Origin of the sequence: Sphingomonas sanguinis (assembly GCF_019297835.1) — a bacterium.
GTDB classification, from domain to species: Bacteria; Pseudomonadota; Alphaproteobacteria; order Sphingomonadales; family Sphingomonadaceae; genus Sphingomonas; species Sphingomonas sanguinis_D.
In genome coordinates, this window is sequence record NZ_CP079203.1 from 1,166,036 (window position 1) to 1,187,633 (window position 21,598).

The following is a 21,598-nucleotide window of genomic DNA, read 5'->3' on the forward strand; positions in this document are numbered from 1 at the left end:
AGGGTCAATACCTAATGAATACCTATGCATCACCCATCGCTACATTCGAGCGCAGGTGTCACCCGAAAGACACAAATTAAAACGATTTCAATGCCTTGGGTTAATCCGCAGAAATGTTTCGACACAGTTTCGGGACACGTTTGCTGGGCCGAACCAGCGCTCTCTCCCATTGATTCGATTAAGTGGTTCCATATCGGTTGCCCCACCCCTTGCGGCTTTCGCTTTCCCCCCGCAGTATCCGCCCCGAGAACGGGGTCCAGACGGCCCGTCGGGGATGGAGCATATCATGCAGGACGAACGGCGCGCTTTTCTGGGCGGCATCGCCTCGTTGGCTGGAATTGGGGCCGGGATCGGGGCGGGCCTCGCCGCGCCAGTACGCGCGCTGGCCAAGACGGCGGCAACGACAGGCACCGGGTCCAATGCCGTCATTGTGTCGACCTGGGACTTCGGTGCCCCCGCCAATGACGCCGCCTTTGCCAAGGGCCGCAGCGGCGGATCGCTGATCGATATGGTCGAGACAGGGGTTATGGTGCCCGAGGCCGACCCGAACAATCATTCGGTCGGTTATGGCGGCTATCCCGATCGCGACGGGCATGTCACGCTGGACGCGGTCATCATGGACGATGCAGGCGGCGTCGGCGCGGTCGCCGCGCTGGAGGATACGGTTCACGCCATCTCGGTCGCGCGCGCGGTGATGGAGCATACCCCCCACACCTTCCTGGTCGGCGAAGGCGCGACGCGCTTCGCCCGCGACCGGGGCTTTCCGCGCGTCAACCTGCTGACCCCGGAAGCGGAAAAGGCGTGGCGCGACTGGCTGAAGACGCAGAACTACAAGCCCGTCGCCAATAGCGAGACCGGCACATACGGCGCGGGGCGGCCCGGCACGCCGGGCGGTGCGCTGGACCATGACACGATCGGGATGCTCGCGCGCGATGCCAGCGGGCGGATGGCGGGCGCCTGCACCACGTCCGGAATGGCATTCAAGATGCGCGGGCGCGTCGGGGACTCGCCGCAGGTCGGCTCGGGCCTCTATGTCGAGCGCGGCGTGGGCGGTGCGACCTCCACGGGGCTTGGCGAAGAAGTGACCCGCACCGTCGGCACCGCGCGCGTCGTCGCCTCGATGCGCCACGGCATGAGCCCACAGGCGGCGTGTGAGGAAGCCGCCAGGCATATCGCCTCGCTACGCGGCGATGCGATCAAGGGCGTGCAGGTCGGCTTCCTGGCGATGGATACGCGCGGACGGATCGGGGCGTTCTGCCTGTTACCCGGCTTTACCTATGCGGTGACGGATGCGGCCGGAAAGACGCGGGTGGAAAAGGCCCCGTCGCTGTTCAAGGCGTAAACGATCTTCCCCGGCACGGGGAGGTGGCAGCGCAGAGCGCTGACGGAGGGGGGCTTCCGCAAGGGATGGTCTTTGCCGCACGCCCCCTCCACCACCGCTCCGCGGTGTAGGGACGATATTGTGCCCCCGGCACAATCTTGCCTTGCCGGGGGCAAGGCAAAGTCCCCACACCCCCTCCCCGTGCCGGGGAGGATCAGTTGGCCTCACCCCCATCCGCAATCAGTGCGTTCAGATCGCGCAGCGCCTTGACCAGCCCCAGCCCGCGCGGCCCCGCGATATAGCGCGGTGCCCATTCCGGCTGGAACTTCTCCTTATACGCCCGCAGGCCCCGGAAGCCGTAGAAACGCTCGCCGTGCCGGAAGACCAGAGCCGCGATCTTCGCCCAGGTCGGCCCCAGCCGCCGTCCGTCCACACCCGATAGCGGGGCCAGCCCCAGCGCGAAGCGGCCATAGCCTTGCCGCTGCCCCCACAGCATCAGCTCGACGAACAGATAGTCCATCACCCCGCCGGGCGCGTCCTCGACATGGCGCATCAGGTCGACCGACAGCTCGCGCCGATCCCCGGACTTCCAGATATTGGCAAAGGCGACGATCCGCCCCTCGACCCGCACCACCGCACAATCGGTCAGCGCCAGATAGGCCGGATCGAACCGCCCCAGGCTGAACCCCTTTTCGCCATGCCCCTTTTCCAGCAGCCAGTCGTCGGACACGGTCTTCAGTTCGGAAAGGATCGCCGGCACGTCGGCGGCAGGCAGGATCGCAAAGCTGGCGTTCTCGCGCGTGCGGAACCTGTTGAGCGTCTGGCGAAGACCACGCATCCGCCCGCCCTCCAGCGCAAAACTGCTGAGATCGATCAGCGCCTCTTCGCCATATTTGATGATCTGCAACCCCATCTCGATCGCGATTTCGAGGCCGTCGGGGGTGATCTGATAGAGGAGCAGCCTGCCTTGCGCCGCGTCCGCCATCGTCCGCAGCTGCCACAACAGATCGGCCCAGGCGGCACGCGGGCCGACGGGATCGCCCATCGCGATCCAGCTGGTGCCGCGCACCTGATACATCACAAAGGCGTCGCCCTCGGGCGAGAACAGGAAGCGCTTGTCGCCCAGCAGCGCCAGCGCGGCGTCGGTCCGCTCGGCCTGTTCGACGATGCCGAGCACCTGCTCCATCGCCGGATGGTCCGCTTCCCCCGGCGGCGCGGCCAGGAACAGCCGCCACAGCCCCGCCCCCGCCAGCATCACCGCCACGCCCAGCCCCGCACGCAGGAAACGCGACGCGTCGTCCGACAGCGCGAACCGCCACCACAGCGCTTCCTGATAATCGACATGCTTATAGGCGAAAAAGCCGATCCACCCGGTTCCGACGATAACCACCGCGACACTGAGCAGCCAGGCGGGCGACAGGGGGCGTGCGACGAGCGAGGTGCGCCGGTAAAAGGCCTTACGGCTCATCTGGAGGAGCAGCGCGATGCTCAGGCAGACCGCCGCTTCCTCATAATCGATACCCTTGGCCAGCGAGAAGACCGCACCCGCGACCAGCAGCGCGCGCGCCGCCAGGCTAGCCCCGTCGAGCCGCCGGTAGAGCCCCGGCGCCAGCAGCAACAGGCCGGTGCCGACCAGGCTGGCGGCGAAGTGCGATGCCTCGATAAAAGGCAGCGGCACGATATGGACTAGCTGGTGCACGCGCTGCGGAATGGCGGGCAGCGACCCGGATAGCAGCAGGATCGCCCCGCCGCCGAAACAGGCCGCGCTCAGCACGGTCGGCGCGATGCCCAGCAGCACCCGGCGCAGGTCTCGCAACGCCCGGATCGGTCGCCGCCGCACCTCGTCCCAGGCGAGCAGCGCGATACCCAGCGCCAGCGGGGCGAGGTAGTAAAGTACGCGATAGGCGATCAGCGCGGCAAACAGCGCGGTCCGGTCGACCGGTACCGTCGCCAGCACCACCGCCTCGAACACGCCGATGCCGCCCGGCACATGGCTGACCAGCGCGACGATGATCGCCAGAGCATAAGCGAGCAGGAAGGCGGGCAGCAGGTCGATCGACGCACCCGGCAGCAGGACGAACAGCGCCGAACTGGCACAGGCGAGGTCCAGCGAGGCGATCCCGATCTGCGCCACGGCTTGCGCAGGCGTAGGCAGCGGCACGCTCCAGGCGCGCCAGCCGATCCGCTGTCCGGGCCGCAGAGCGCAGAGCAGGATCAGCCCCAGCGCCCCCGCCACCACCGCACCGCCCAGCCAGCGGATGATGCCTTGGCCCAATACGAAATGCTCGACGGTGATCGGCCCCTCATGGAACAACAGCCCCAAGCCGGTGACGGTGAAAACCCCGAACCAGAAGGTCGCGCTGGCGATGGCGATGACCCGCGCGATGTCCGGCCCATCCAGCCCGGCGGCGGCATAGACGCGGTAGCGCGCCGATCCCCCGGTCAGCAGCCCCAGCCCCAGATTGTGGCTGAGCGTATAGCTGGTGAAGGACGCCAACGCCGCCGTCCGCCAGCGCAAAGGCCGCCCGATGACTCGCAGCGCGATCACGTCGTAGAAGGTCAGCGCGATATAGCTGGCGACGGTGAAGCCGATCGACACCATGATCTGGCGTGGGTCGATCGCATAGAAAGCGGCGCGGACGTCGCTCAGGCGAACCGTCCGGGTCAGGTGATGCAACGCCGACAGGCCCAGCGCGACGAGCAGCAGGACCGCCCCTGCCGCCAGATAACCGCGCCGTGCCTTGGCATAAGCAAGGGCCCGGTCGACCATCGACGCCAGCTTGGAATGCGTCGTCACCGGGCCGCCCATCTCGCGATCGTCATGATCCGACCGCCTGTCATATCCGCCCCACTCGCGTCCATCTCACTTGCTTTTCGGCCCCCAGATACCCCGGCCGGACAGCGGCATAGAAGCGTTGCCGCCCCCGCCGCCTTACGGGGCCATGACAAGTTCGTCATCCACTCATCCCGCTCTTCATGACAGAAGCGTCATGCTTCGCCCACTCTCCCCTCAGATCATGTGGGGTAGGACGGTGGCGTGAAAGGATCGCTGCTCCCCGCTGCATGTGGCAAGATGGCCGTCGCCGTGCCGGGACGGCGCGTGCGCGATCGGGGGCCGCGATGAAGAGCTTGCGGATCGTCGGCTGGAGCGCCGGAATGGCGGCGCTGATCGGCGGAGCGGCCTTTGCGCTGCTGGTCGGGCATATGCCGCTTCATGCCGGACCACACCGTCCCTCGACGCTGTACGGCGCGACCTTCGCCCCGGTGGCGGAGGGACGCCCGGGCCTGGTCGTCACCAGCCTGCGCAGCGATGTCGACGACGATGCCGCCGCGTTGGTCAAGCCGCCGCTGCATGTCGGCGACATGGTCCTGTCGGTCGATGGCCGCCCGGCAACCTCCTTCGCGATGCTGCGCGACGAAGCCACGCTGTCCAGCGACACGCCTTTGCGCCTTCAGGTCGCGCGCGACCATGGCCTCCTCACGATCACGCTGCTAAGGAGCGGCTCGGGAGGACAGCGTGGCCAACAGGATTTTGCTGATCGAAGATGACCGCTCGACGGCGGATTACATCGCCAACGGCTTGCGGGAAGAGGGTTTTCTGATCGACCATGCGGCCAATGGCCGCGACGGCCTTTTCCACGCCACCGACGGCACTTACGACTGCATCATTCTCGACCGGATGCTGCCCGGCATGGACGGCATGTCGGTGCTGGCCGCGATCCGTGCGGCGGGGATCGAATCGCCGGTCCTGATCCTGTCGGCCCTGTCCTCGCCCGAGGACCGGGTGGCGGGCCTGACGTCGGGCTCGGACGATTACCTGACCAAGCCCTTCGTCTTCGCCGAACTGCTCGCACGCGTCCGCCTGCTGATCCGGCGCGGCGGGACCACCGGCAATGCACCCCAGACCAAGCTGGTGTGCGACGATCTGGAGATGGACCTGCTCGCCCATCGCGTCCGTCGCGCGGGCAAGCCGATCGACCTGCAACCGCGCGAATACCGGCTGCTCGAATATCTACTCCAGCATGTCGACCAGGTCGTGACCCGCACCATGTTGCTGGAGGGGGTGTGGGATTTCCATTTCGACCCCAACACCAATGTCACCGACGTGCATATCAGCCGGTTGCGCAAAAAGATCGACGAGGGCTTTGCCCGTCCACTGCTCCATACGGTGCGCGGTTCGGGCTATAAGCTGGGGGTCGAGAAATAGCACCGGCGGTCCTCCGCTCGACCACGCTGCGGTTCGCGCTGCTGGTCTTCGCGCTGCAACTGATCGGCGCAGGGGCGATGGTGGTCATGGTTCGCCACCTGACCCGCAGCGAGATCACGGCGCAGGCCGAGGATGCCGCCAGCGACCTGCGCGACGAGCTGTCGGGCATGTGGCTGTCGGGCGGGCAAAAGGCCGTGCGTGCGGCGGTCGACCGGCGGCTGACCACCGACCGGCTGCCCTTGTCGGTCATCCTGCTGACCGATGCGCAGGGGCGCTTCGTGGCGGGCAATATCGCCGAATGGCCGCCCAACGTTCCTGCGCCGGGCGCCGCGACGATCGAGATTTTCCGCATCGGCCATTCGCTGCCCGAAAGGATGCGGGTGATGGCGACCCGCCTGCCCGATGGCTCGCGGATGCTGGCGGGCCATGTCGTCGAGAGCGAGTTGCGCGTCGCGCTGGCCATGGAAGAGGCGATGGCGGTCGGCATGGCGGCGGCGATCGTGCTGGCCGCGCTCGCCGCCTGGATCGCCGCGCGGATGATCGAGCGACGGCTGGAGGATACGGTCGCCACCGCCCATGCGGTCGCCGCAGGGGACTTGTCGCGCCGTGTCGCACCCAATGGCGGTGACGATGCCTTCGACGCGCTGGCGCAGGCGGTCAATGCGATGCTCGACCGGATCGCCCTGCTGATGACCGAGCTGAAGGTCGCGACCGACGGGCTGGCGCATGATCTGCGTTCGCCGCTGACCCGACTGCGTTCGACGCTGGACCGCGCGCTGGCGGAAAGCCGGGACGAGAATGCGCGCGTGGCGGTCGGCCGGGCGCTGGAAGAAGGCGACCGTCTGCTCGCCATGCTCGACACCGCGCTCCGGATCAGCCGGGCCGAGGCGGGGCTGGGCCGCGACGCCTTTGTCGATGCCGATCTGGGCGCGATGATCCGCGACGTGGCCGACATGTTCGAGCCGCTGGCCGAGGATCGCGGCATGACCATCCGCGCCGAGGGGCCGGAGACTTTGGTAGCACGGGTCCACCGCGAATTGCTGGGTCAGGCGATCGCCAATCTGATCGACAATGCGCTGAAATATGGCGCGGGCGGAGTCGTCGTCCGGGTGGAGCCGGGGCCGGTGCTGATCGTCGCCGATGACGGGCCGGGCATCCCGGAAGAGCGCCGAGACGAGGCGCTGAAGCGGTTCGGGAGACTGGACGCCGCGCGGACGGAGAGCGGTGCGGGCCTGGGCCTGTCGCTCGCCAGCGCGGTGGCGCATCTGCATGGCGGCACCGTAGCGCTGGAGGATAATGCGCCGGGGTTGCGGGTACGCTTGACGCTCGCCCCCGACGTACGTTCCGCCTGAACTTCCCCGCCCTCCGCCTAACCTACCCCCCAACCTCCGTTCAGCCTGAGCGAAGTCGAAGGCCACGCCAGATCATAGCGGCGGGACGTGTGCTTCGACTTCGCTCAGCACGAACGGAGGTAGGATACCATTCCTCCCCAAGCTCTATTTGGGGAGGGGGCCCGCCCGACGGAGCCGGGTGGTGGAGGAGCAATGCCCCTACGCCCCCACATTCCCCGTCCGCTCCAGCTTGCCCCAGCCAACGATCCATCCGCCGATCGCCGAGCTGATCGCGCGCAGCACGACCCAGTACATGATCTGGCGATAGACCAGCCGCTGCGCGACCAGCAGATGAGCCGGATAGCGGACCCGGTTGCCGTCCAGGCGATAGGCGAGCCAGCCGCACAGCACATCGACCGAGGTAAAGACGGTCCAATAGGCCGCCATCTGGAACACGTCGGTCTGCGTCTGCGCCCAGCCATGCTGGCCGACGCGCACCGCCGTCCCGATGACGGACAGGACCAGCGCCAGGTCGATCAGCGGCGAGATGGCGGCAAACAGGATCTGGAACAGCCAGGCCTGCGGCAGGCCGATCCGTGCCTGCCCGGCGGGCTTGCCGGTGCGCAACACGCTGCGGTGCTTCCACAGGCATTGCAGCGTGCCGAACGCCCAGCGATAGCGCTGCTTGGCGAGCGCGCGGAAGCTTTCGGGCGCTTCGGTCCACGCGACGGCGCGCGGGTCATAGGTCACGCGCCAGCCCGCCCGCTGGATCGCGATGGTCAGGTCCTGATCCTCGGCCAGCGTATCCTCCGGATAGCCGCCCACCGCATCAAGTGCGGCGCGACGCCACGCCCCGACCGCGCCCGGCACCACCGTCATCGCGTCGAACCCGGCAAGCGCGCGGCGTTCCAGATTCTGCGCGGTGATATATTCGACCGCCTGCCAGCGGGTGACGAGGTTGACCCGGTTGCCCACCCGCGCATCGCCCGCCACCGCGCCCAGCTTGGGATCGGCGAACCAGCGCGCGAGCTTGGCGATCGTCTGCGGCTCGAACTGGGTATCGGCATCGAGCGCGATCAGCACCTCGCCGGTCGCATCCTGAAGCGCGCGGTTCAGCGCCGCCGCCTTGCCGCCGTTAACGAGCGTCAGCAGGCGGACGCGTGGTTCGTCGGCGAATGCCTGGCGCACCACTGCGCTCGTCCCGTCCTTCGACCCGTCATCGGCGACGATCACCTGCAGACCCGGATAGTCGCTGGCCAGCACCCGCTCGACCGACCGGACGATCACCCGCTCCTCGTTATAGGCGGGGATGATGACCGAGACGCTGGGGGTGAAGGCGGGCGGGACCGGCTTGGATTTGCGCCCCTGGAACCAGGCGAGCCCCGCCATAACTACCGCGCGCGCGATGCCGAGCGCGATGGCGAGATAGAAGAGCCAGGCGAGCGAGGCCGACAGGAAGGCCAGCACGACGAAGATCGCGACGTCGGTGCGCACCGCCAGCAGGTCATGCCCCTCGACCAGCGGCATCGCCTGATCGCGGCTGACGCCGACCAGTTGCGAGGCGGGGACGAACTTGTAGCCCTCGGCGCGCAGCGTATCGATGATGCGGGGCAGCGCCTCGACCGTCTGCTCGCGGTCGCCGCCGCCATCGTGCAGCAGGACGACATTGGCCGAATTGTCGGGCGTCGCGCCGTGCACCTGATCGATCGTCTGCTGGACGATCGCGTCGGTGCCGGGCCGCTGCCAGTCGTTCGGATCGACGTGAAGGCCGACGACCGTATAGCCCAGATTCTGCGCGATCAGGGCGGGATCAATCTCGTCCGCCGTGGTCGGCTCGGCGTCGCCGAAATAGGGCGCACGGAACAATGTGGTCGAACGGCCGGTATAGGCCTGGATCAGCCGCTTGGTCGCGTTCAACTCCAGCTTGATCGTCCGCTCGCCGGTCGTCGCCATGTTGGGATGGGTGTAGCTGTGATTGCCCAGCTCGCTGCCGTCCGCAACGATCCGGCGGAGCAGCTGCGGGTGTTGCAGGGCATTCTCGCCGATCACGAAGAATGTGGCGGGCACATGCTCGCGCTCCAGCACGTCCAGTATCTTGGGCGTCCATTCCGGATCGGGCCCGTCATCGAAGGTCAACGCGATCGTCTTCGGGACCGCACCCGCCCGCTGCACGACATAGGGCGTGGGATAGGTGCGATAGACCTCGTTCCGGATGACACCGTCCTTGTCGTATTTCAGCCCGCGCTCGCCCTGGGTCGGCTGGGCGGTGATGCGCAGGATCTCCCCCGTCCCCTCGACGTCGACGTTCAGCGGCGAGGCGATGGCGCCCAGCCGGGGGATGACGCCGCGCGCGGTGCTACGAAAAGCGGCGAAGTCGGCCCAGAGACCGGGGTCTTCCGATCCCAGCTGCCAGAAGGCGACGTCATCGATACCCAGCCGCTTCAGCGCCTGAAGCTGGTTCCAGCTGGTCGCGGCGTCGAGCATCCAGACGGTGTGGTGCTCGCCATTCTCGTCATAGGCGAAACCGGCATTGCCGCTGGCCTGGTCGAACGTCACCTTCGCCTGGCTGTCATGCGCGATCAGCCAAGCCTCTTCGATCGAGCGGGCTTCGGCCGGCCCCTTGGCGGGCCAGTCATAGCCATAGCTGCCCAACGCCACGATCAGCTTGTCGCGACCGACCTCGCGCAGCGCCTTTTCCGAGGATTGCAGGAACCAGGGCTGCGCCGCGATCGGGCCGGGCGTGCCCGTCTGCCAATGCTGGTCGTAAGCCATCAGGATGATGCGATCGACGACCTTGGCCAGCCGCTGCAACTGCCACGCCTCGTCCTCGGCGGGGACGGTGACGGCCAGGACGGTGCCCTTGGGCAGATGCGCCTTGATCCGCTGGAGCAGCCGTGGATAGCCCGCCATCGCGCTGGCGGGCAGATTCTCGAAGTCGATGACCAGGCCCGACTGGCGGTTGACCGTCACCGACTGGCCGAGCTGGGTCGCCAGCTTCTCGGAGGCCGCCGGGCTGGCGATCATCCGCGCGATGGTCTGGCCGTCCCATTCGTCGTCGGACAGGTTCTGCACCATCGGCAACAGGCGCGGCGGCTTGGCGGCACGCGACAACAGCGTGGCGAGCTTGGGATCGTTGTTGATCGCCAGCTGTCCCTTCGGACCCGACACGTTCATCAACGACGGCACCAGCCAGTCGATCTGGCCCATATGCGCATGGAGCGAGGCCAGCGCGGAGTCGTTGCCCGGCGTGTAGAAGGCAATGGTCAGCGGCGTATGCCCCTGCGCCACCGACTTGCGCGGCAGCCACTCGCCGCGCCGCCCCTTCAGCTGCGCGGTCGGCTCCAGCGTCATCGCCTGCCGCCGGGCGAAGGGCAGAGGCAGCACGCCCGAATTGGGCACCGCCACCAGGGTCGTGGCAAAGGCGATGGCGGCGACCACCACCGCCAGGATCGTCACCGCGACGGCGCGTCGTGCCCAGGTGCCCCGACGGCCCGTCGGGTCAAAGAAGATCGGGTTGCTCAACGGTGTCGATCCTTGGTCAAATACGCAAACGGCGTGGCGGTCCCACTTACCCCCGACCGCTTAAGCCCGCGTTTCCATCGGACAGCCGATGGCAGATCACGGACATAGAGCGGGTGATCGCAACATTACAGATTTTTCATGACACCCCCGCTTCTCCTTCATCCAATCCGTGACAAGGATTGCCGACGGATATTAGGACACGTCATGGTCGAACTTCTCGCCCGCCTGCGCTCCAGATGGCGCCTTATGCTTGGCGGTGCGCTGGTGCTGCTTGCTGCAATTGCCGCTATCGTTCTCTATTCGGGCAGTTATTTCGACAAGGATCCGTTCACCCGCTTTTCGGCGCAGGGCAGGGTCCAGCCGATCCTCGTGCTGTCGCTGTCGGGCGACATGGGCCTGCGCTACGGTATGGGCGGGGTGATCGCGCGCGCGCTGAGCGCCGACGGGATCGAGGTGATGGGCGTCAACTCGCCGGTGCTGTTCCGCAAGCGCCGCACCGCCGCGCAGGTGAATGCGGTGATCGCCGACCTGATCCGCCGCGCCGAGGCGGAACGCGGCGACCGCAAGCTCGTGCTGCTCGGCCAGTCCTATGGCTCGGACATGCTTCAGACGGGGCTGGCGCACCTGCCCGCCGATCTACGCGCGGCCATTTCGGCGGTCGTGCTGGTGGTTCCGGGCGAGACGGCCTTTTTCCGCTCCGATCCCTCGGGGCTGGCTTATATGGGCAAGCCCGACAGCGTCGCGATCACGACCGCGCGGCAGATCGACTGGGTGCCGATAACCTGCATCTACGGCGTGCGCGAACCGGACAGCCTGTGTCCGCTGTTGAAGCAGCCCAATGTCCGCGTCGTCGCCCTGCCCGGCGGCCATTATCTGGACCATGACGACGCCGCGCTGGTCGCGCATGTTGAGGCCGCGGTGCGCCGCGCCCCCTCCCCCGCCACATGACGGCGGAGGGGTTCGTGGCGATCAGGCGGTGATCGCCTCGATCGGCGTATCGCTGCCCTTGCGCGTCCGCCACACGGCGGCACAGTCCACCGCATAGGGTTTGGCCAGCACCGTCGACACCGTCATGTAGCGCGCGGTGGCGGTATCGCGGGTCAGCGTCAGGTACAGATAGCCCTTGTCGTCCTGATCGCAGAAACGGACGACCTTCGGATTGGCCGCCGCGATCTCGCGTCCGATGCCGGGCATCAGGTCGCCCCAGGACGGGCTGGTGACGGACGTGCCCGCGAACTCCGCCGCGACCAGCTTGCCGTTGGCGTCATACAGGTCGTTGGCCCAGGCGGCATGGCTGTCGCCCGAGACGACGACCGGCCGCGATCCTGCGCGCTGGAACGCGGCATAGAGCCGTTCGCGCGCCGCCGGATACCCGTCCCAGCTGTCGAAATTCAGCGGCAGGCCCGCGCGATACGAAGCCTGCGCCTCGCCCAGTTGCAGTCGCTCGCCTTCGGAAAGGCGGGCGGTCAGCTTCGCATAGCCCTCTGGCCCCATCTGCTTTTCTAGGTCGGGGCCGTCGATCCGCGCCATCACCACCTGATTGCCGATGACCTGCCACGGCGTCCCCGCCTTGACCGAGGCGCTTAGCGTCCGCTCGATCCAGCCGAGCTGCCCCGCCCCCAGCAATTCGCGGTCAGGCCGCGCCCGCTCGGCCATCATCGCGGCATATTCACCGGGTTCGGGCGCCTCACCCCTGGCGCGCACCTGCTTCGAACGGGCGAGCAGCCGCGTTTCCAGCATCACCAGCGTCGCGAGATCGCCGAAATCGAAGCTGCGGTTGATCGCCTCCCATGGCTGGCCGGGCCGGGGATCGCGAATCGGCATCCATTCGAAATAGGCCTGCATCGCCGCCGCCTTGCGCTTGCCCCAGTCGCCCTCGGTCGCGGGCTGGTGATTCTCCGCGCCGCCGATCCAGTCGTCATTGGCGACCTCATGATCGTCCCACACGCAGATGAAGGCGGCGCGGGCATGGGCGGCCTGCATGTCGGGATCGCGCTTCACCTGGGCATGGCGCTGGCGATAATCGGCGAGCGTCACGATTTCGTGCGCAGGCTCGGGCAGGCGGTTCAGCTGATGGCCGGTCTTCGTACCATAACCGTCCGCGCCATATTCATAGATATAGTCGCCCAGATGGACCACCGCGTCGAGCCGCTCGGTCTTCGCAATCGCGTCATAGGCGTTGAACAGGCCGCCCGGATAAAGCTGGCACGACACCACCGCCAGCGCCAGTTCCTCGAGCCGCCCGCGCGGCAGGGTGCGGAAGCGGCCCTCGGGCGAGCGCTGGCCGCCCGCCGTCTCGAACCAGTAGCGATAGTCGCGGCCCGGTTGCAGGCCCGCCACCTCGACCTTGGCGGTAAAGTCGCGGGCGCCGCGCGCCGTGACCCGGCCGGTGTGCAGCCCGACCGCATCGCCGCCGCCGATCGGCGCGACATGCCAGGTCAGGGCGATATCGCCGCCCTGCCCCTCGGGCGGTGTCGCGCGGGTCCACAGGATCGCGCCGACCGGCGACGGATCGCCACTGGCGACCCCATGGTCGAAGCGAACCGCCGGAGCCGCCGCCTGCGCCAGCGTCGTCGGCAGGGCCAGGCTCGCCCCGCTCCCCATCAGCGCGATCGCGCGGCGTCGGTTCATCATCGTCATCGTGTCGGTCCTTTCGGCCCGGACGGCTAGGCCCGCCACGCGACAGCGCGATGGCGGAGCCGTGACGGTTTGGCGACAGCCCCCATTGTCATCGAAATGCAACATGGTGGACACCGACTGGTAATCCCCTATCCGTAAGGGACGCCGCAAACGGGGTAATATCGGGGGCATCATGAATTCGACGATCGGCCGCGCCACCATGGCCGTGCTGCTGGCTGGCCTGTCGCAGGCCGCGTTCATCCAGTCGGCGGCGGCGCAGGCGATGATCCAGCCGCAGGACGATGCGGCGGAAAATGCCGATGTCATCGTGACCGCCCAGAAGCGCGAGCAGAGGATCACCGACGTACCCGTCACCGTCACCGCCGTTACCGGCGCGCGCATGGCCGATCTGGGCGTCAACTCGCTGTCCGAGGTCGCGCAATATATCCCCGGCCTTCAGATCCAGGAGCAGAGCCCGAACAGCCCCGGCTTCGTGATCCGAGGCATCACGTCGGACTCCGGCTCGGCCCAGCAGGGCGCGCGCGTCACTGTTTATTACAATGGCGTCGACATCAGCCGGAAGCAGGGCGCTTATCAGGACCTGTACGATATCGAGCGGATCGAGGTGGTGAAGGGGCCGCAGGCGACGCTGTTCGGCACCGCCGCCGCGGTCGGCGCGATCAACATCGTCTCCGCCAAGCCCCGCGCCGGGACCGAGGGCGGCATCCTGGCCTCCTACGGCAATTTCGACCGGACGCAGGTGTCGGGTTATCTGAACGCGGGCAACGACACGCTCGCCGGGCGGATCGCCTTCGCGTATAAATATCGCGACGGCTATGTCCGCAACATCGCGGGCGATCCGAACGTCCCCAATCAGAATCAAGGCCGCGTCGATCAGGACGATCTGAACGGTCAGGACCAGCGCGGGGTTCGCGGGTCGCTGCGCTGGACGCCCAATTCGTCCCTCACCGCCGATCTGGTCCTCACCTATGACGGACAGCGCAATCCGGGCACCGCATTCAAGAGCCGCGTCTTCGCCCCCACCGGCGGCCAGACCGGCGACTATGGCTATGCCGAGCTGTCCGGCTCGCCCTTCTCGGCCGAGGTGCTGGGCAAGCGCAAGCTGGGGCTGACCCGCAACGTCTATGACGCGAACCTGACGGTCGCGGTCGATGTCGCGCCGGGCATCACCTTCACCACGGTCAATGGCTATCGCCGGTTCGACGCGCTGGAAATCTTCGACGCGGATGGCGGCCCCGCCTGGTATCTGGAGTTCGCCGAGGATGCCAAGGGCGAGCAGTGGAGCCATGAAGGCCGCTTCTCCTTCGACGGCGCGCATTATCGCGCGTCCTTCGGCTGGAACGCCTTCTTCGAGAACGGGCAGCAGCGTGTGCCCTTCTCGACCGAGGAAGGGACCTATCTGGCCTGCTCGGTGGCCCGCGACTTCGCGCCGATCCGCCAGCTGCTGAATTCGGCGGGCGTGCCGACCGGCACGGCCTGCGTCGCGCCCAACGGCACCATACCGGGCGCGAGGGCCACCGCCATCCTGTCGCGCGGTACGGCGACCGTCGTCCCCTACAGCGCCAGTTTCGCCAATTACGGCAATACCGACACCTATTCGGTCTTTGCCGACGCCACCTGGATCCCGGTAACCGCGCTGGAGCTGACGGCGGGCGCCCGCATCCTGATCGAGGATCGCCAGTCGGGCTATAGCTCTGTCATGCCCGACAGCCGGTTACTGGCGGGTGCGGGTATCTTCACCAGCCTGCTCGCCGCCGCCAATACCAAGGGGCAGGAATTCACCGCAGAGCGCAGCTATGCCGCGATCCTGCCGCGCTTCAATGCGCTCTATCGGCTGAGCGACGACGTGAACGTCTATGCGACGATCAGCAAGGGCCGCCGCTCGCCGGTGGTGCAGCTCGACGCGCAGCGCATCGTCCCGCTGAGCGTCGCCAATTCGGGCGCGATCCCGCGGCTTCAGATCATTCCGGCCGAAAATGTCTGGAATTACGAGGGCGGTATCAAGGGGCGGGTCGGTCCCTTTTCGGGTGCGGCTTCCGTCTTCTATCAGCGTTACAAGGGCTTTCAGGTCACGGTGTTCGAGAACGGCCTGACCGTGACGCGCAGTGCCGGGTCGGCCAACAATCTGGGCGTCGAGCTGGAGGGTAATGTCGCGCTCCATCGCTGGCTCAGCCTGTTCGGCACCTTCGCCTATATCGATGGCGGGATCGGCAATGCCCCTTCGAACGGCGTGTTCGCGGGCAACCGCTTCCGCCTGCAACCCGACACCTCGGCATCCGGCGGCGCCAATGTCCGTATTCCGATCGGTTCGTCGGCGACCTTCTATGCGACCCCGAGTGCCACCTATCGCTCGAAAGTGTATTTCGAGCTGCCCAATAGCGAAGCCATCTCGCAAGGCGGTTATACGCTGGTCAATCTGCGCGCGGGCGTCGAGTTCGGCGATCACGGCCGTTTCCATGTCGGTGCCTTCGCGCGCAACCTGACCAACAAGCGCTATCTGATCGACGCGGGCAATACCGGCGGCACGTTCGACGCCCCGACCTATATAGCGGGCGAGCCGCGCTTCTACGGCGTGGAGCTGGGCGCGCGTTTCTGATCCCGAACGCCTTGGTTATCGGCACTTAACCGCTTCCTAACCCCGGCCCGCTACAGGCGGTGCATGGGGCCATGGGTTGGGAAGCGGATGTCGTGCTGCGCTGGTTGATGTTGATGGCGAGCCTGGCGATCGCCACCTCCTGCACCCCCGCCCTTCACGCACCGGCACATCTGACGCTGGATGTGCCGCCGCCAACCGCGCGGACGCTGCTGCGCCAGCTCGCGCTGGACGTGCCCGACACCGACCTGCCCGAGGCGATCAGCGGCAATACCCCCATCGAAATGGCCGCCGCCCCCGCCTTCAGCGGCATTGCCCGCACCGCGACCGACGCCGCACGCGCCGCCGAGTGCCTGACCGCCGCCATCTATTACGAGGCCCGCTCCGAGCCGGTCGAGGGCCAGCGTGCCGTCGCCCAGGTGGTGCTCAACCGCGTCCGCGACCGCGCTTTCCCCAAGAGCATCTGCGGCGTCGTTTATCAGGGATCGGGACGCTCGACCGGCTGCCAGTTCAGCTTCACCTGCGACGGATCGATGCTGCAACCCCGCGACCCCACCGCCTGGAACCGCGCCGCCGCCGTCGCGCAAGCCGCGCTGGCCGGGTTTGTCTATGCACCGGTCGGGGCGGCGACCTTCTACCATGCCAATTACGTGCTGCCCTGGTGGGCTTCCAGCCTCAGCCGGATCGGCTCGGTGGGCACGCATATCTTCTATCGCTGGCGCGGGGCGCTGGAGCGCGACCTGTCTTTCCGCCAGGATTATGCGGGGGTGGAGCCGAACATTCCCGTCCCCGCCCCCGTCCTGACTCCCCCCGCCGCGCCGATGGCCGAGGCGATGCACGGCGTCATCATACATCGCGGCGAGCAGCGGGCGGACGCGACGGGGGTGGGGCCCGATGCGAAGCCGACACCCGTGTCGACGGCGGGTGTGCGTATCCACCGCAACGGCTTTGCCCATGGCGGCGGAGATGCCCCCTCGGGCGTGATCGTCGGTGAGGAAAGCGATCCGGGCTGATCGGGTCCGTTAGAACCTCACACACCATCCCGGCGAAAGCCGGGATCCAGTTGGGTCAACGGCAGTAAGTCTTGCTGGACCAGCTCGTAACTGGACCCCGGCCTTTGCCGAGGTGGCGGGGGAAGGAAGAAGAGGCCACCCTTCCCGCTCGAAAGCGATCACCCGATCGCGTCGATCCATTCGGGCAAGTCGCCCAGCCGCTCCAGCTGGCGGAAGCGCGGGTGATCGACCGGCGTTTCGCCCGCCTCATGGCTCCACGCCAGCGGCTGCGGGATATAGGCGGCCCAAGCCCCTGCCTTCAGCGCGGGCAGTATGTCCGAGCGCATCGAATCCCCCGCCATCACCGCCGCCTCGGGGGCGACGCCGTGGCGCTCGAAGATGCGGGCGAAGGTATCGGGCGTCTTGTCGCTGACGATCGCCACGTCATCGAAATGCGACCCCAGCCCCGACGCGGCCAGCTTCGCCTCCTGGTGCAGCAGGTCGCCCTTCGTCACGAGCACCAGCCTGCCCCGCTCGCGCAAAGCCTCGATCGTGTCGGCGATGCCGTCGAGCAGCTCGACCGGATGCGCCAGCAGCTGCCGCCCCGCCTCCAGCACCCGCGCGATCAGGTCGGTGGGCAGGGTCGGCCCCGCCAATTCCACCGCCGTCTCGATCATCGACAGGGTGAAGCCCTTGGCGCCGTAGCCGTATAGCCGCAGGTTGCGCGCCTCGCACGCCTCCAAAGTGGCCCGCGCCACCCGCGCCTCGGCAAAGGGGGCGAGCAAGCCGACCAGGGCTTCCTCGGTCGCCGCGAAATGGCGCATATTGTGCCAGAGCGTGTCATCCGCATCGAGGCAGATCAGCGCGATGGTCATGCAGTGTCTCCCATTTGGCGGCGGCGTTTCCATCACAGCTCGCGGATGAGGCGCAAGCCCAAACGTGGCCGAAACCGCTCCGCTCGCGCCTTTTCGGCGCCGACACCGCCCTGCACTCCCAGCTTGCCGAAGCTACGGTGGACCTGGGGCATCAGTAGCCAATAGGCGCCCTGCCCATTCTGCCGGTTCAGCTCCAGGCCCAGCACCGTGTCGGGGTTCACGTCGTAAAAGGTCGAATGGTTGATGATCGTCCCCGTCTCGTTGCCCTCGCGCAAGGTAACGTCGCCGACGCCGAGCATCGTCATCGTGCTCCACCGCTCGCCGAAACGGTTGCCGAGCAGCCATAACAGGGTGGAGGTCCAGCCGCCCTCCTCCCGGTCGTGCAGGCCCAGATACTGGACGCCGTGCACGCTGCGCCCGCCCCGGAAGGTGCCCAGCCGCTTCTGAAGGCCCATCTTGTACTGGACGACGCGGGCATTGATGAGCGGCAGTTCCAGCTCGACGGCAAAACCGCCCGCCACCGCGATCTCGACCTCGGGTGCCCATTCCAGCTCACCGCGCGGGCCGGTCAGGTCGCGCTGCGCCAGTGTGTTGACCTCGATCTCCCCCGCCTTGGCGGTCAGCGGCCGGATCATGTCGAAGACCATCGGCTCCGGGATGTCGGGGCCGGACTGGGCGGCGGCCGGAGCACCGAAGAGCAGAAGCCCCAAGGTGGAAAAGGCCAGTCGGCTGGTCATGAACATCGTGAAACTCCCAGGCATTGCGCAGTACCGCGGTGCCGGAGAGCCATCGCCGCCGGGCGTGTCAGGGCGCGTGGGGTTCGTACCGCCGCGCACCCGCGCCCATCGCCGCCTGAATCCCCATGACCAGCGCATCCACCGTGAAGGGCTTGGTCAGCAATTGCATACCCGGCGACAGATGCCCGCTGTTCAGCACCGCATTCTCCGCATAGCCCGTGACGAACATGACATTCAATTCATGTCGTAATTCGCGTGCCGCCTCGGCCAGCTGCCGCCCGTTCATGCCACCGGGCAAGCCGACATCGGTGACGAGCAGATCGATGCGCTCGTCCGATCGCAGCACGGCCAGCCCCTCGACGCTGTCGACCGCCTCGATCACCCGATACCCCATGTCGCGAAGGACATCGGCGATCATCATCCGCACCGTCGCCTCGTCATCGACGACCAGCACCGTCTCGCCCGCCCCCGACGCACTGGTCGGGACGCCCGTGGCATTCTCGCCGTCCTGCTCGGCCGGGCCGTGATGACGCGGCAGATAGAGGAACACCGTCGTCCCCTCGCCCGGTGCGGAGCGGATGCGCACCTGCCCGCCCGATTGCTGGGCAAAGCCATAGATCATGCTCAGCCCCAGCCCGGTCCCCTGGCCCAGTGGCTTGGTGGTGAAGAAGGGGTCGAACGCCTTTTCCATCACGTCCGGGGTCATGCCGGTGCCGGTATCGGTGACGCACAGCGCCAAATACTCGCCGTCCGGTATGTCGGCGAAGCGGGCATTGTCCTCGTTCAGACGGCGATTGACCATCTCGATCGTGATCCGCCCGCCGCCCGGCATCGCGTCGCGCGCGTTGATGCACAGGTTCAGCAGCGCATTCTCCAGCTGCGGCGCGTCGACCAGCACGGTCCACAGATCGGCCGCGCCATGCGTCTCCAGCGCGATGCCCGGCCCGACGGTACGGCGGATGAGATCGGCCATCCCCGCGACCAGCGCGGCGATATCGGTCGGCTTGGGCGCCAGCGTCTGCCGCCGCGAAAAGGCGAGCAGCCGGTGGGTCAGCGCCGCCGCGCGCCGCGTCGCCCCCTGCGCCGCGTCCATATAGCGGTCGAGATCGTTCACCCGCCCCTGCGAGAGCCGCAGCGCCATCAGCTCCAGCGACCCCGAAATCCCGGCGAGCAGATTGTTGAAATCATGTGCCAGCCCGCCGGTCAGCTGACCCACCGCCTCCATCTTCTGGCTCTGGCGCAGGGCCTCCTCAGCACGCATCAGTTCGGCGGTGCGGTCGGCGACACGCTGCTCCAGCTGGTCGGTCAGCGCACGCAGTTCGGCGATGGCGGTGTCGCGTTCGACCTCCAGCGCACGACGGGCGCCGACATCGATCAACACGCCGGGAAACTGGCTGGGCGTACCATCGGGGGCATGATCGACCCGGCCAATGGCCTCCAGCCAGTGGTAATGATCGTCATGGCGTCGAACGCGATATTGGTGGGCATAGGGACCGCCCCGCGCAATGGCCTCCTGCACCGCCTCCGAAAGCCCCGCCCGGTCGTCGGGATGGACCAGCTCGACCACCTTCTCGACTTCCAATCCCTCATGGCCGAGCGCGGGATCGATTCCGAAATGCCGCGCGAACGGCTCGTCGCAGGTGAAGCGATTGGACCGCAGATCCCAGAACCAGGTGCCGATGATCGCACCGGCCTCCTGGGCCAGTTGCACCCGTTCGGCGTTCAGCCGTGCCCGCGCCTCGCTTTCGCGGAGCTGCTGCTCCGTGAAGATCCGATCGGTGATGTCGAAGCTGACGCCGGGAAAGCGCACGCAGCGGCCGCTCTCATCGGCGATACAGCGGCCCCGCGCCGATACCCAATGGATCGTGCCACCCGGCTGGACCAGCCGATATTCTGAGACGAAGCGCCCCGCCGTCTCGCCACCGCCGCTCTTCGCCTCCAGTCCGGCCATCGCCTCCATGACCTCGCGCTGGACCCTGTCGCGGTCCTCGGGGTGGATGCCCTTGAAGAACTCCGCGATCGGCAGGCCCGTCTCGGCTGCGGCCGGATCAACCCCGTACATCGTCGCGAAACGTGGGTCGGAACGGATCGAATCGTTCACCACGTCCCAGTCCCACATACCCACATGCGCACCCGAACTCAGCGCCAGCTCCAGCCGCTCGTCCGCCTCGCGCTGGCGCCGCTCGGCCAGGACGCGCGCCGTCGTCTCACCGGTGACGCAGACCATGCCTGCGATCGTGCCGCGGTCGTCGAAGACCGGCGAGTAGGAAAAGGTCCAGAAGCTCTCCTCCGGTCGCCCCTCGCGCGCCAGATCGAGCCGCATGTCGGTCATCTGCGCGACCTGTCCTGACAATGCCTTGTCGACCAGCGGCGCGATGTCGTCCCAGATGCTGCCCCACAGCACGCGGAAGGGCGTGCCCATGGCAGTGTCGGCGCGATAGCCCAGGATCGGGCGATAGGCGTCATTGTAGAAGGAGATGAGATCCGGCCCCCAGACCAGATACATCGGCACCGGACAGGCCAGCATCGTCGCGATCTGCGCCTTGAGCGCCGCGGGCCATGCTTCTGGGCGGCCCAGGCTGGTCGCCGCCCAATCGAACGCGATCATCTCGTCCACGACCCGACCCGATACACCGTCGAGAAAAGCAAAGGCGGGAGAATGCACCATGATGCGACCCTGCATCAGAGCGCGGCCCGGCGCCAGCGTCGGTTGGCGGTCCCTCTGGCGCCCCTCAATCTGGATCAGGAAATTGGCTCGGACACGGGATCGGGCCATTTTGTCCATGGGCTGATCTGTCCGAGTGACAGGGCCGATCGGCTCGACTACCGCCTCGCCCCGTGACGGCGATCCGCAGCCTGTTCGCGCAACGCCATCTGGCCGTGCTCCTCTGCGCGGCGGCGCTGCTGTTGAAGCTGCTGATCCCGGCGGGGTACATGATCGGGCAGGTCGAGGGGCAGGCGGCGATCATCCTGTGCCCAGGCAGCGCGCCCGTACCGGACACGGCCCCGATGGCACATGGCGGGGCCATGGCGATGGGCCATGCCACCATGGCGCACGACCGGGGCGGACATGGCCAAGGCCATTCCGACAAGGATCACGGCCGCGACATGCCCTGCGCCTTTGCCGGGCTGACCGCGCCCGGTCTGGCGGCGACCGATCCGATCCAGCTCGTCCTGCTCGTCATCTTCGTCATGAGCGTCGGTCGGGCCATGCCGGTCCTGCCCCGACCCGCCGCCGCGCTTTATCTGCGGCCACCCTTGCGAGGACCGCCCGCGCTTTCCTGACCCGTCTCATCCGGCATCGCTACCCTTGGGCGGCGGTGCCTTCATGATGTTCGCCCCCGTTCCGGCGGGGGTCGGTCGAAAGCCTGTTCATGCCT

The 21,598-nt window shown here is 67.4% G+C and carries 14 protein-coding genes; 8 read left to right on the forward strand and 6 right to left on the reverse strand.

Annotated features, from left to right (window positions below; genetic code table 11):
• The first annotated feature begins 286 nt into the window (after window positions 1-286).
• Window positions 287-1,342 (forward strand): N(4)-(beta-N-acetylglucosaminyl)-L-asparaginase, encoded by a 1,056-nt coding sequence (locus KV697_RS05160; protein WP_257575619.1) that lies wholly within the window; start codon window positions 287-289, stop codon window positions 1,340-1,342.
• A 193-nt stretch (window positions 1,343-1,535) separates the two neighbouring features.
• On the opposite strand, the gene mprF is transcribed toward KV697_RS05160, so the two are convergent.
• Window positions 1,536-4,091: a bifunctional lysylphosphatidylglycerol flippase/synthetase MprF gene (gene mprF / locus KV697_RS05165; protein WP_219021256.1), complete on the reverse strand. Its 2,556-nt coding sequence runs from the start codon at window positions 4,089-4,091 to the stop codon at window positions 1,536-1,538.
• Window positions 4,092-4,441: 350 nt separating this feature from the next.
• Between mprF and KV697_RS05170 the strand changes: the two genes are divergently transcribed.
• The 3 genes from KV697_RS05170 (at window position 4,442) to KV697_RS05180 (ending at window position 6,880) form a co-directional block, all read left to right on the forward strand.
• The gene (locus tag KV697_RS05170) at window positions 4,442-4,870 is read left to right on the forward strand and encodes a PDZ domain-containing protein (RefSeq protein ID WP_219020374.1); all 429 of its coding nucleotides are present in this window, start codon (window positions 4,442-4,444) and stop codon (window positions 4,868-4,870) included.
• Entirely contained in the window at window positions 4,839-5,528 is a 690-nt protein-coding gene (locus KV697_RS05175) for a winged helix-turn-helix domain-containing protein (protein WP_056434085.1), read from the forward strand. Before KV697_RS05170 ends, KV697_RS05175 begins: the two co-directional genes overlap by 32 nt.
• Window positions 5,529-5,614: 86 nt before the next feature.
• Window positions 5,615-6,880 carry a sensor histidine kinase gene (locus KV697_RS05180; protein ID WP_257575620.1) on the forward strand — a complete coding sequence of 422 codons (1,266 nt, stop codon included), beginning with the start codon at window positions 5,615-5,617 and terminating at the stop codon, window positions 6,878-6,880.
• A 198-nt stretch (window positions 6,881-7,078) separates the two neighbouring features.
• Here the strand turns inward: KV697_RS05180 and KV697_RS05185 are convergent, their stop codons facing one another.
• The gene (locus KV697_RS05185; protein ID WP_219020376.1) at window positions 7,079-10,381 is read right to left on the reverse strand and encodes a glycosyltransferase; all 3,303 of its coding nucleotides are present in this window, start codon (window positions 10,379-10,381) and stop codon (window positions 7,079-7,081) included.
• A 204-nt stretch (window positions 10,382-10,585) separates the two neighbouring features.
• Between KV697_RS05185 and KV697_RS05190 the strand changes: the two genes are divergently transcribed.
• Window positions 10,586-11,329, forward strand: a complete 744-nt coding sequence (locus KV697_RS05190; RefSeq protein WP_219020377.1) for a virulence factor — start codon at window positions 10,586-10,588, stop codon at window positions 11,327-11,329.
• Between the two features lie 21 nt (window positions 11,330-11,350).
• Here KV697_RS05190 and KV697_RS05195 read toward each other — a convergent pair whose 3' ends face one another.
• Window positions 11,351-13,021, reverse strand: coding sequence for an alkaline phosphatase D family protein (locus KV697_RS05195; RefSeq protein ID WP_257575621.1), 1,671 nt, complete (start codon window positions 13,019-13,021; stop codon window positions 11,351-11,353).
• Window positions 13,022-13,193: 172 nt separating this feature from the next.
• Here KV697_RS05195 and KV697_RS05200 point away from each other — a divergent pair, with 172 nt between their 5' ends.
• On the forward strand, window positions 13,194-15,617 hold the full coding sequence (locus tag KV697_RS05200; RefSeq protein WP_219020378.1) for a TonB-dependent receptor: 2,424 nt from the start codon (window positions 13,194-13,196) through the stop codon (window positions 15,615-15,617).
• Between the two features lie 71 nt (window positions 15,618-15,688).
• The gene (locus tag KV697_RS20275; protein ID WP_306822687.1) at window positions 15,689-16,627 is read left to right on the forward strand and encodes a cell wall hydrolase; all 939 of its coding nucleotides are present in this window, start codon (window positions 15,689-15,691) and stop codon (window positions 16,625-16,627) included.
• 158 nt (window positions 16,628-16,785) lie between these two features.
• On the opposite strand, the gene KV697_RS05210 is transcribed toward KV697_RS20275, so the two are convergent.
• From KV697_RS05210 to KV697_RS05220, 3 genes are all read right to left on the reverse strand, one after another.
• Window positions 16,786-17,481 carry an HAD family hydrolase gene (locus KV697_RS05210; RefSeq protein WP_219020379.1) on the reverse strand — a complete coding sequence of 232 codons (696 nt, stop codon included), beginning with the start codon at window positions 17,479-17,481 and terminating at the stop codon, window positions 16,786-16,788.
• Between the two features lie 32 nt (window positions 17,482-17,513).
• Complete coding sequence (locus KV697_RS05215; RefSeq protein ID WP_257575622.1) at window positions 17,514-18,224, reverse strand: hypothetical protein; 711 nt, start codon at window positions 18,222-18,224, stop codon at window positions 17,514-17,516.
• Window positions 18,225-18,285: 61 nt separating this feature from the next.
• Window positions 18,286-20,886 carry a PAS domain-containing protein gene (locus KV697_RS05220; protein ID WP_219020380.1) on the reverse strand — a complete coding sequence of 867 codons (2,601 nt, stop codon included), beginning with the start codon at window positions 20,884-20,886 and terminating at the stop codon, window positions 18,286-18,288.
• A 170-nt stretch (window positions 20,887-21,056) separates the two neighbouring features.
• Here KV697_RS05220 and KV697_RS05225 point away from each other — a divergent pair, with 170 nt between their 5' ends.
• A complete protein-coding gene (locus tag KV697_RS05225; RefSeq protein WP_257575623.1) occupies window positions 21,057-21,503 on the forward strand; it encodes a hypothetical protein in 447 nt (148 codons plus the stop codon).
• Window positions 21,504-21,598: the final 95 nt, after the last annotated feature.

Coding starts and splice junctions, on each gene's coding strand:
- mprF (WP_219021256.1), bottom strand. CDS start 4,091: ATGGTCGACCGGGCCCTTGCTTATGCCAAGGCACGGCGCGGTTATCTG.
- KV697_RS05195 (WP_257575621.1), bottom strand. CDS start 13,021: ATGACGATGATGAACCGACGCCGCGCGATCGCGCTGATGGGGAGCGGG.
- KV697_RS20275 (WP_306822687.1), top strand. CDS start 15,689: ATGGGTTGGGAAGCGGATGTCGTGCTGCGCTGGTTGATGTTGATGGCG.
- KV697_RS05200 (WP_219020378.1), top strand. CDS start 13,194: ATGAATTCGACGATCGGCCGCGCCACCATGGCCGTGCTGCTGGCTGGC.
- KV697_RS05210 (WP_219020379.1), bottom strand. CDS start 17,481: ATGACCATCGCGCTGATCTGCCTCGATGCGGATGACACGCTCTGGCAC.
- KV697_RS05170 (WP_219020374.1), top strand. CDS start 4,442: ATGAAGAGCTTGCGGATCGTCGGCTGGAGCGCCGGAATGGCGGCGCTG.
- KV697_RS05160 (WP_257575619.1), top strand. CDS start 287: ATGCAGGACGAACGGCGCGCTTTTCTGGGCGGCATCGCCTCGTTGGCT.
- KV697_RS05180 (WP_257575620.1), top strand. CDS start 5,615: ATGGTTCGCCACCTGACCCGCAGCGAGATCACGGCGCAGGCCGAGGAT.
- KV697_RS05215 (WP_257575622.1), bottom strand. CDS start 18,224: ATGTTCATGACCAGCCGACTGGCCTTTTCCACCTTGGGGCTTCTGCTC.
- KV697_RS05190 (WP_219020377.1), top strand. CDS start 10,586: ATGGTCGAACTTCTCGCCCGCCTGCGCTCCAGATGGCGCCTTATGCTT.
- KV697_RS05220 (WP_219020380.1), bottom strand. CDS start 20,886: ATGGTGCATTCTCCCGCCTTTGCTTTTCTCGACGGTGTATCGGGTCGG.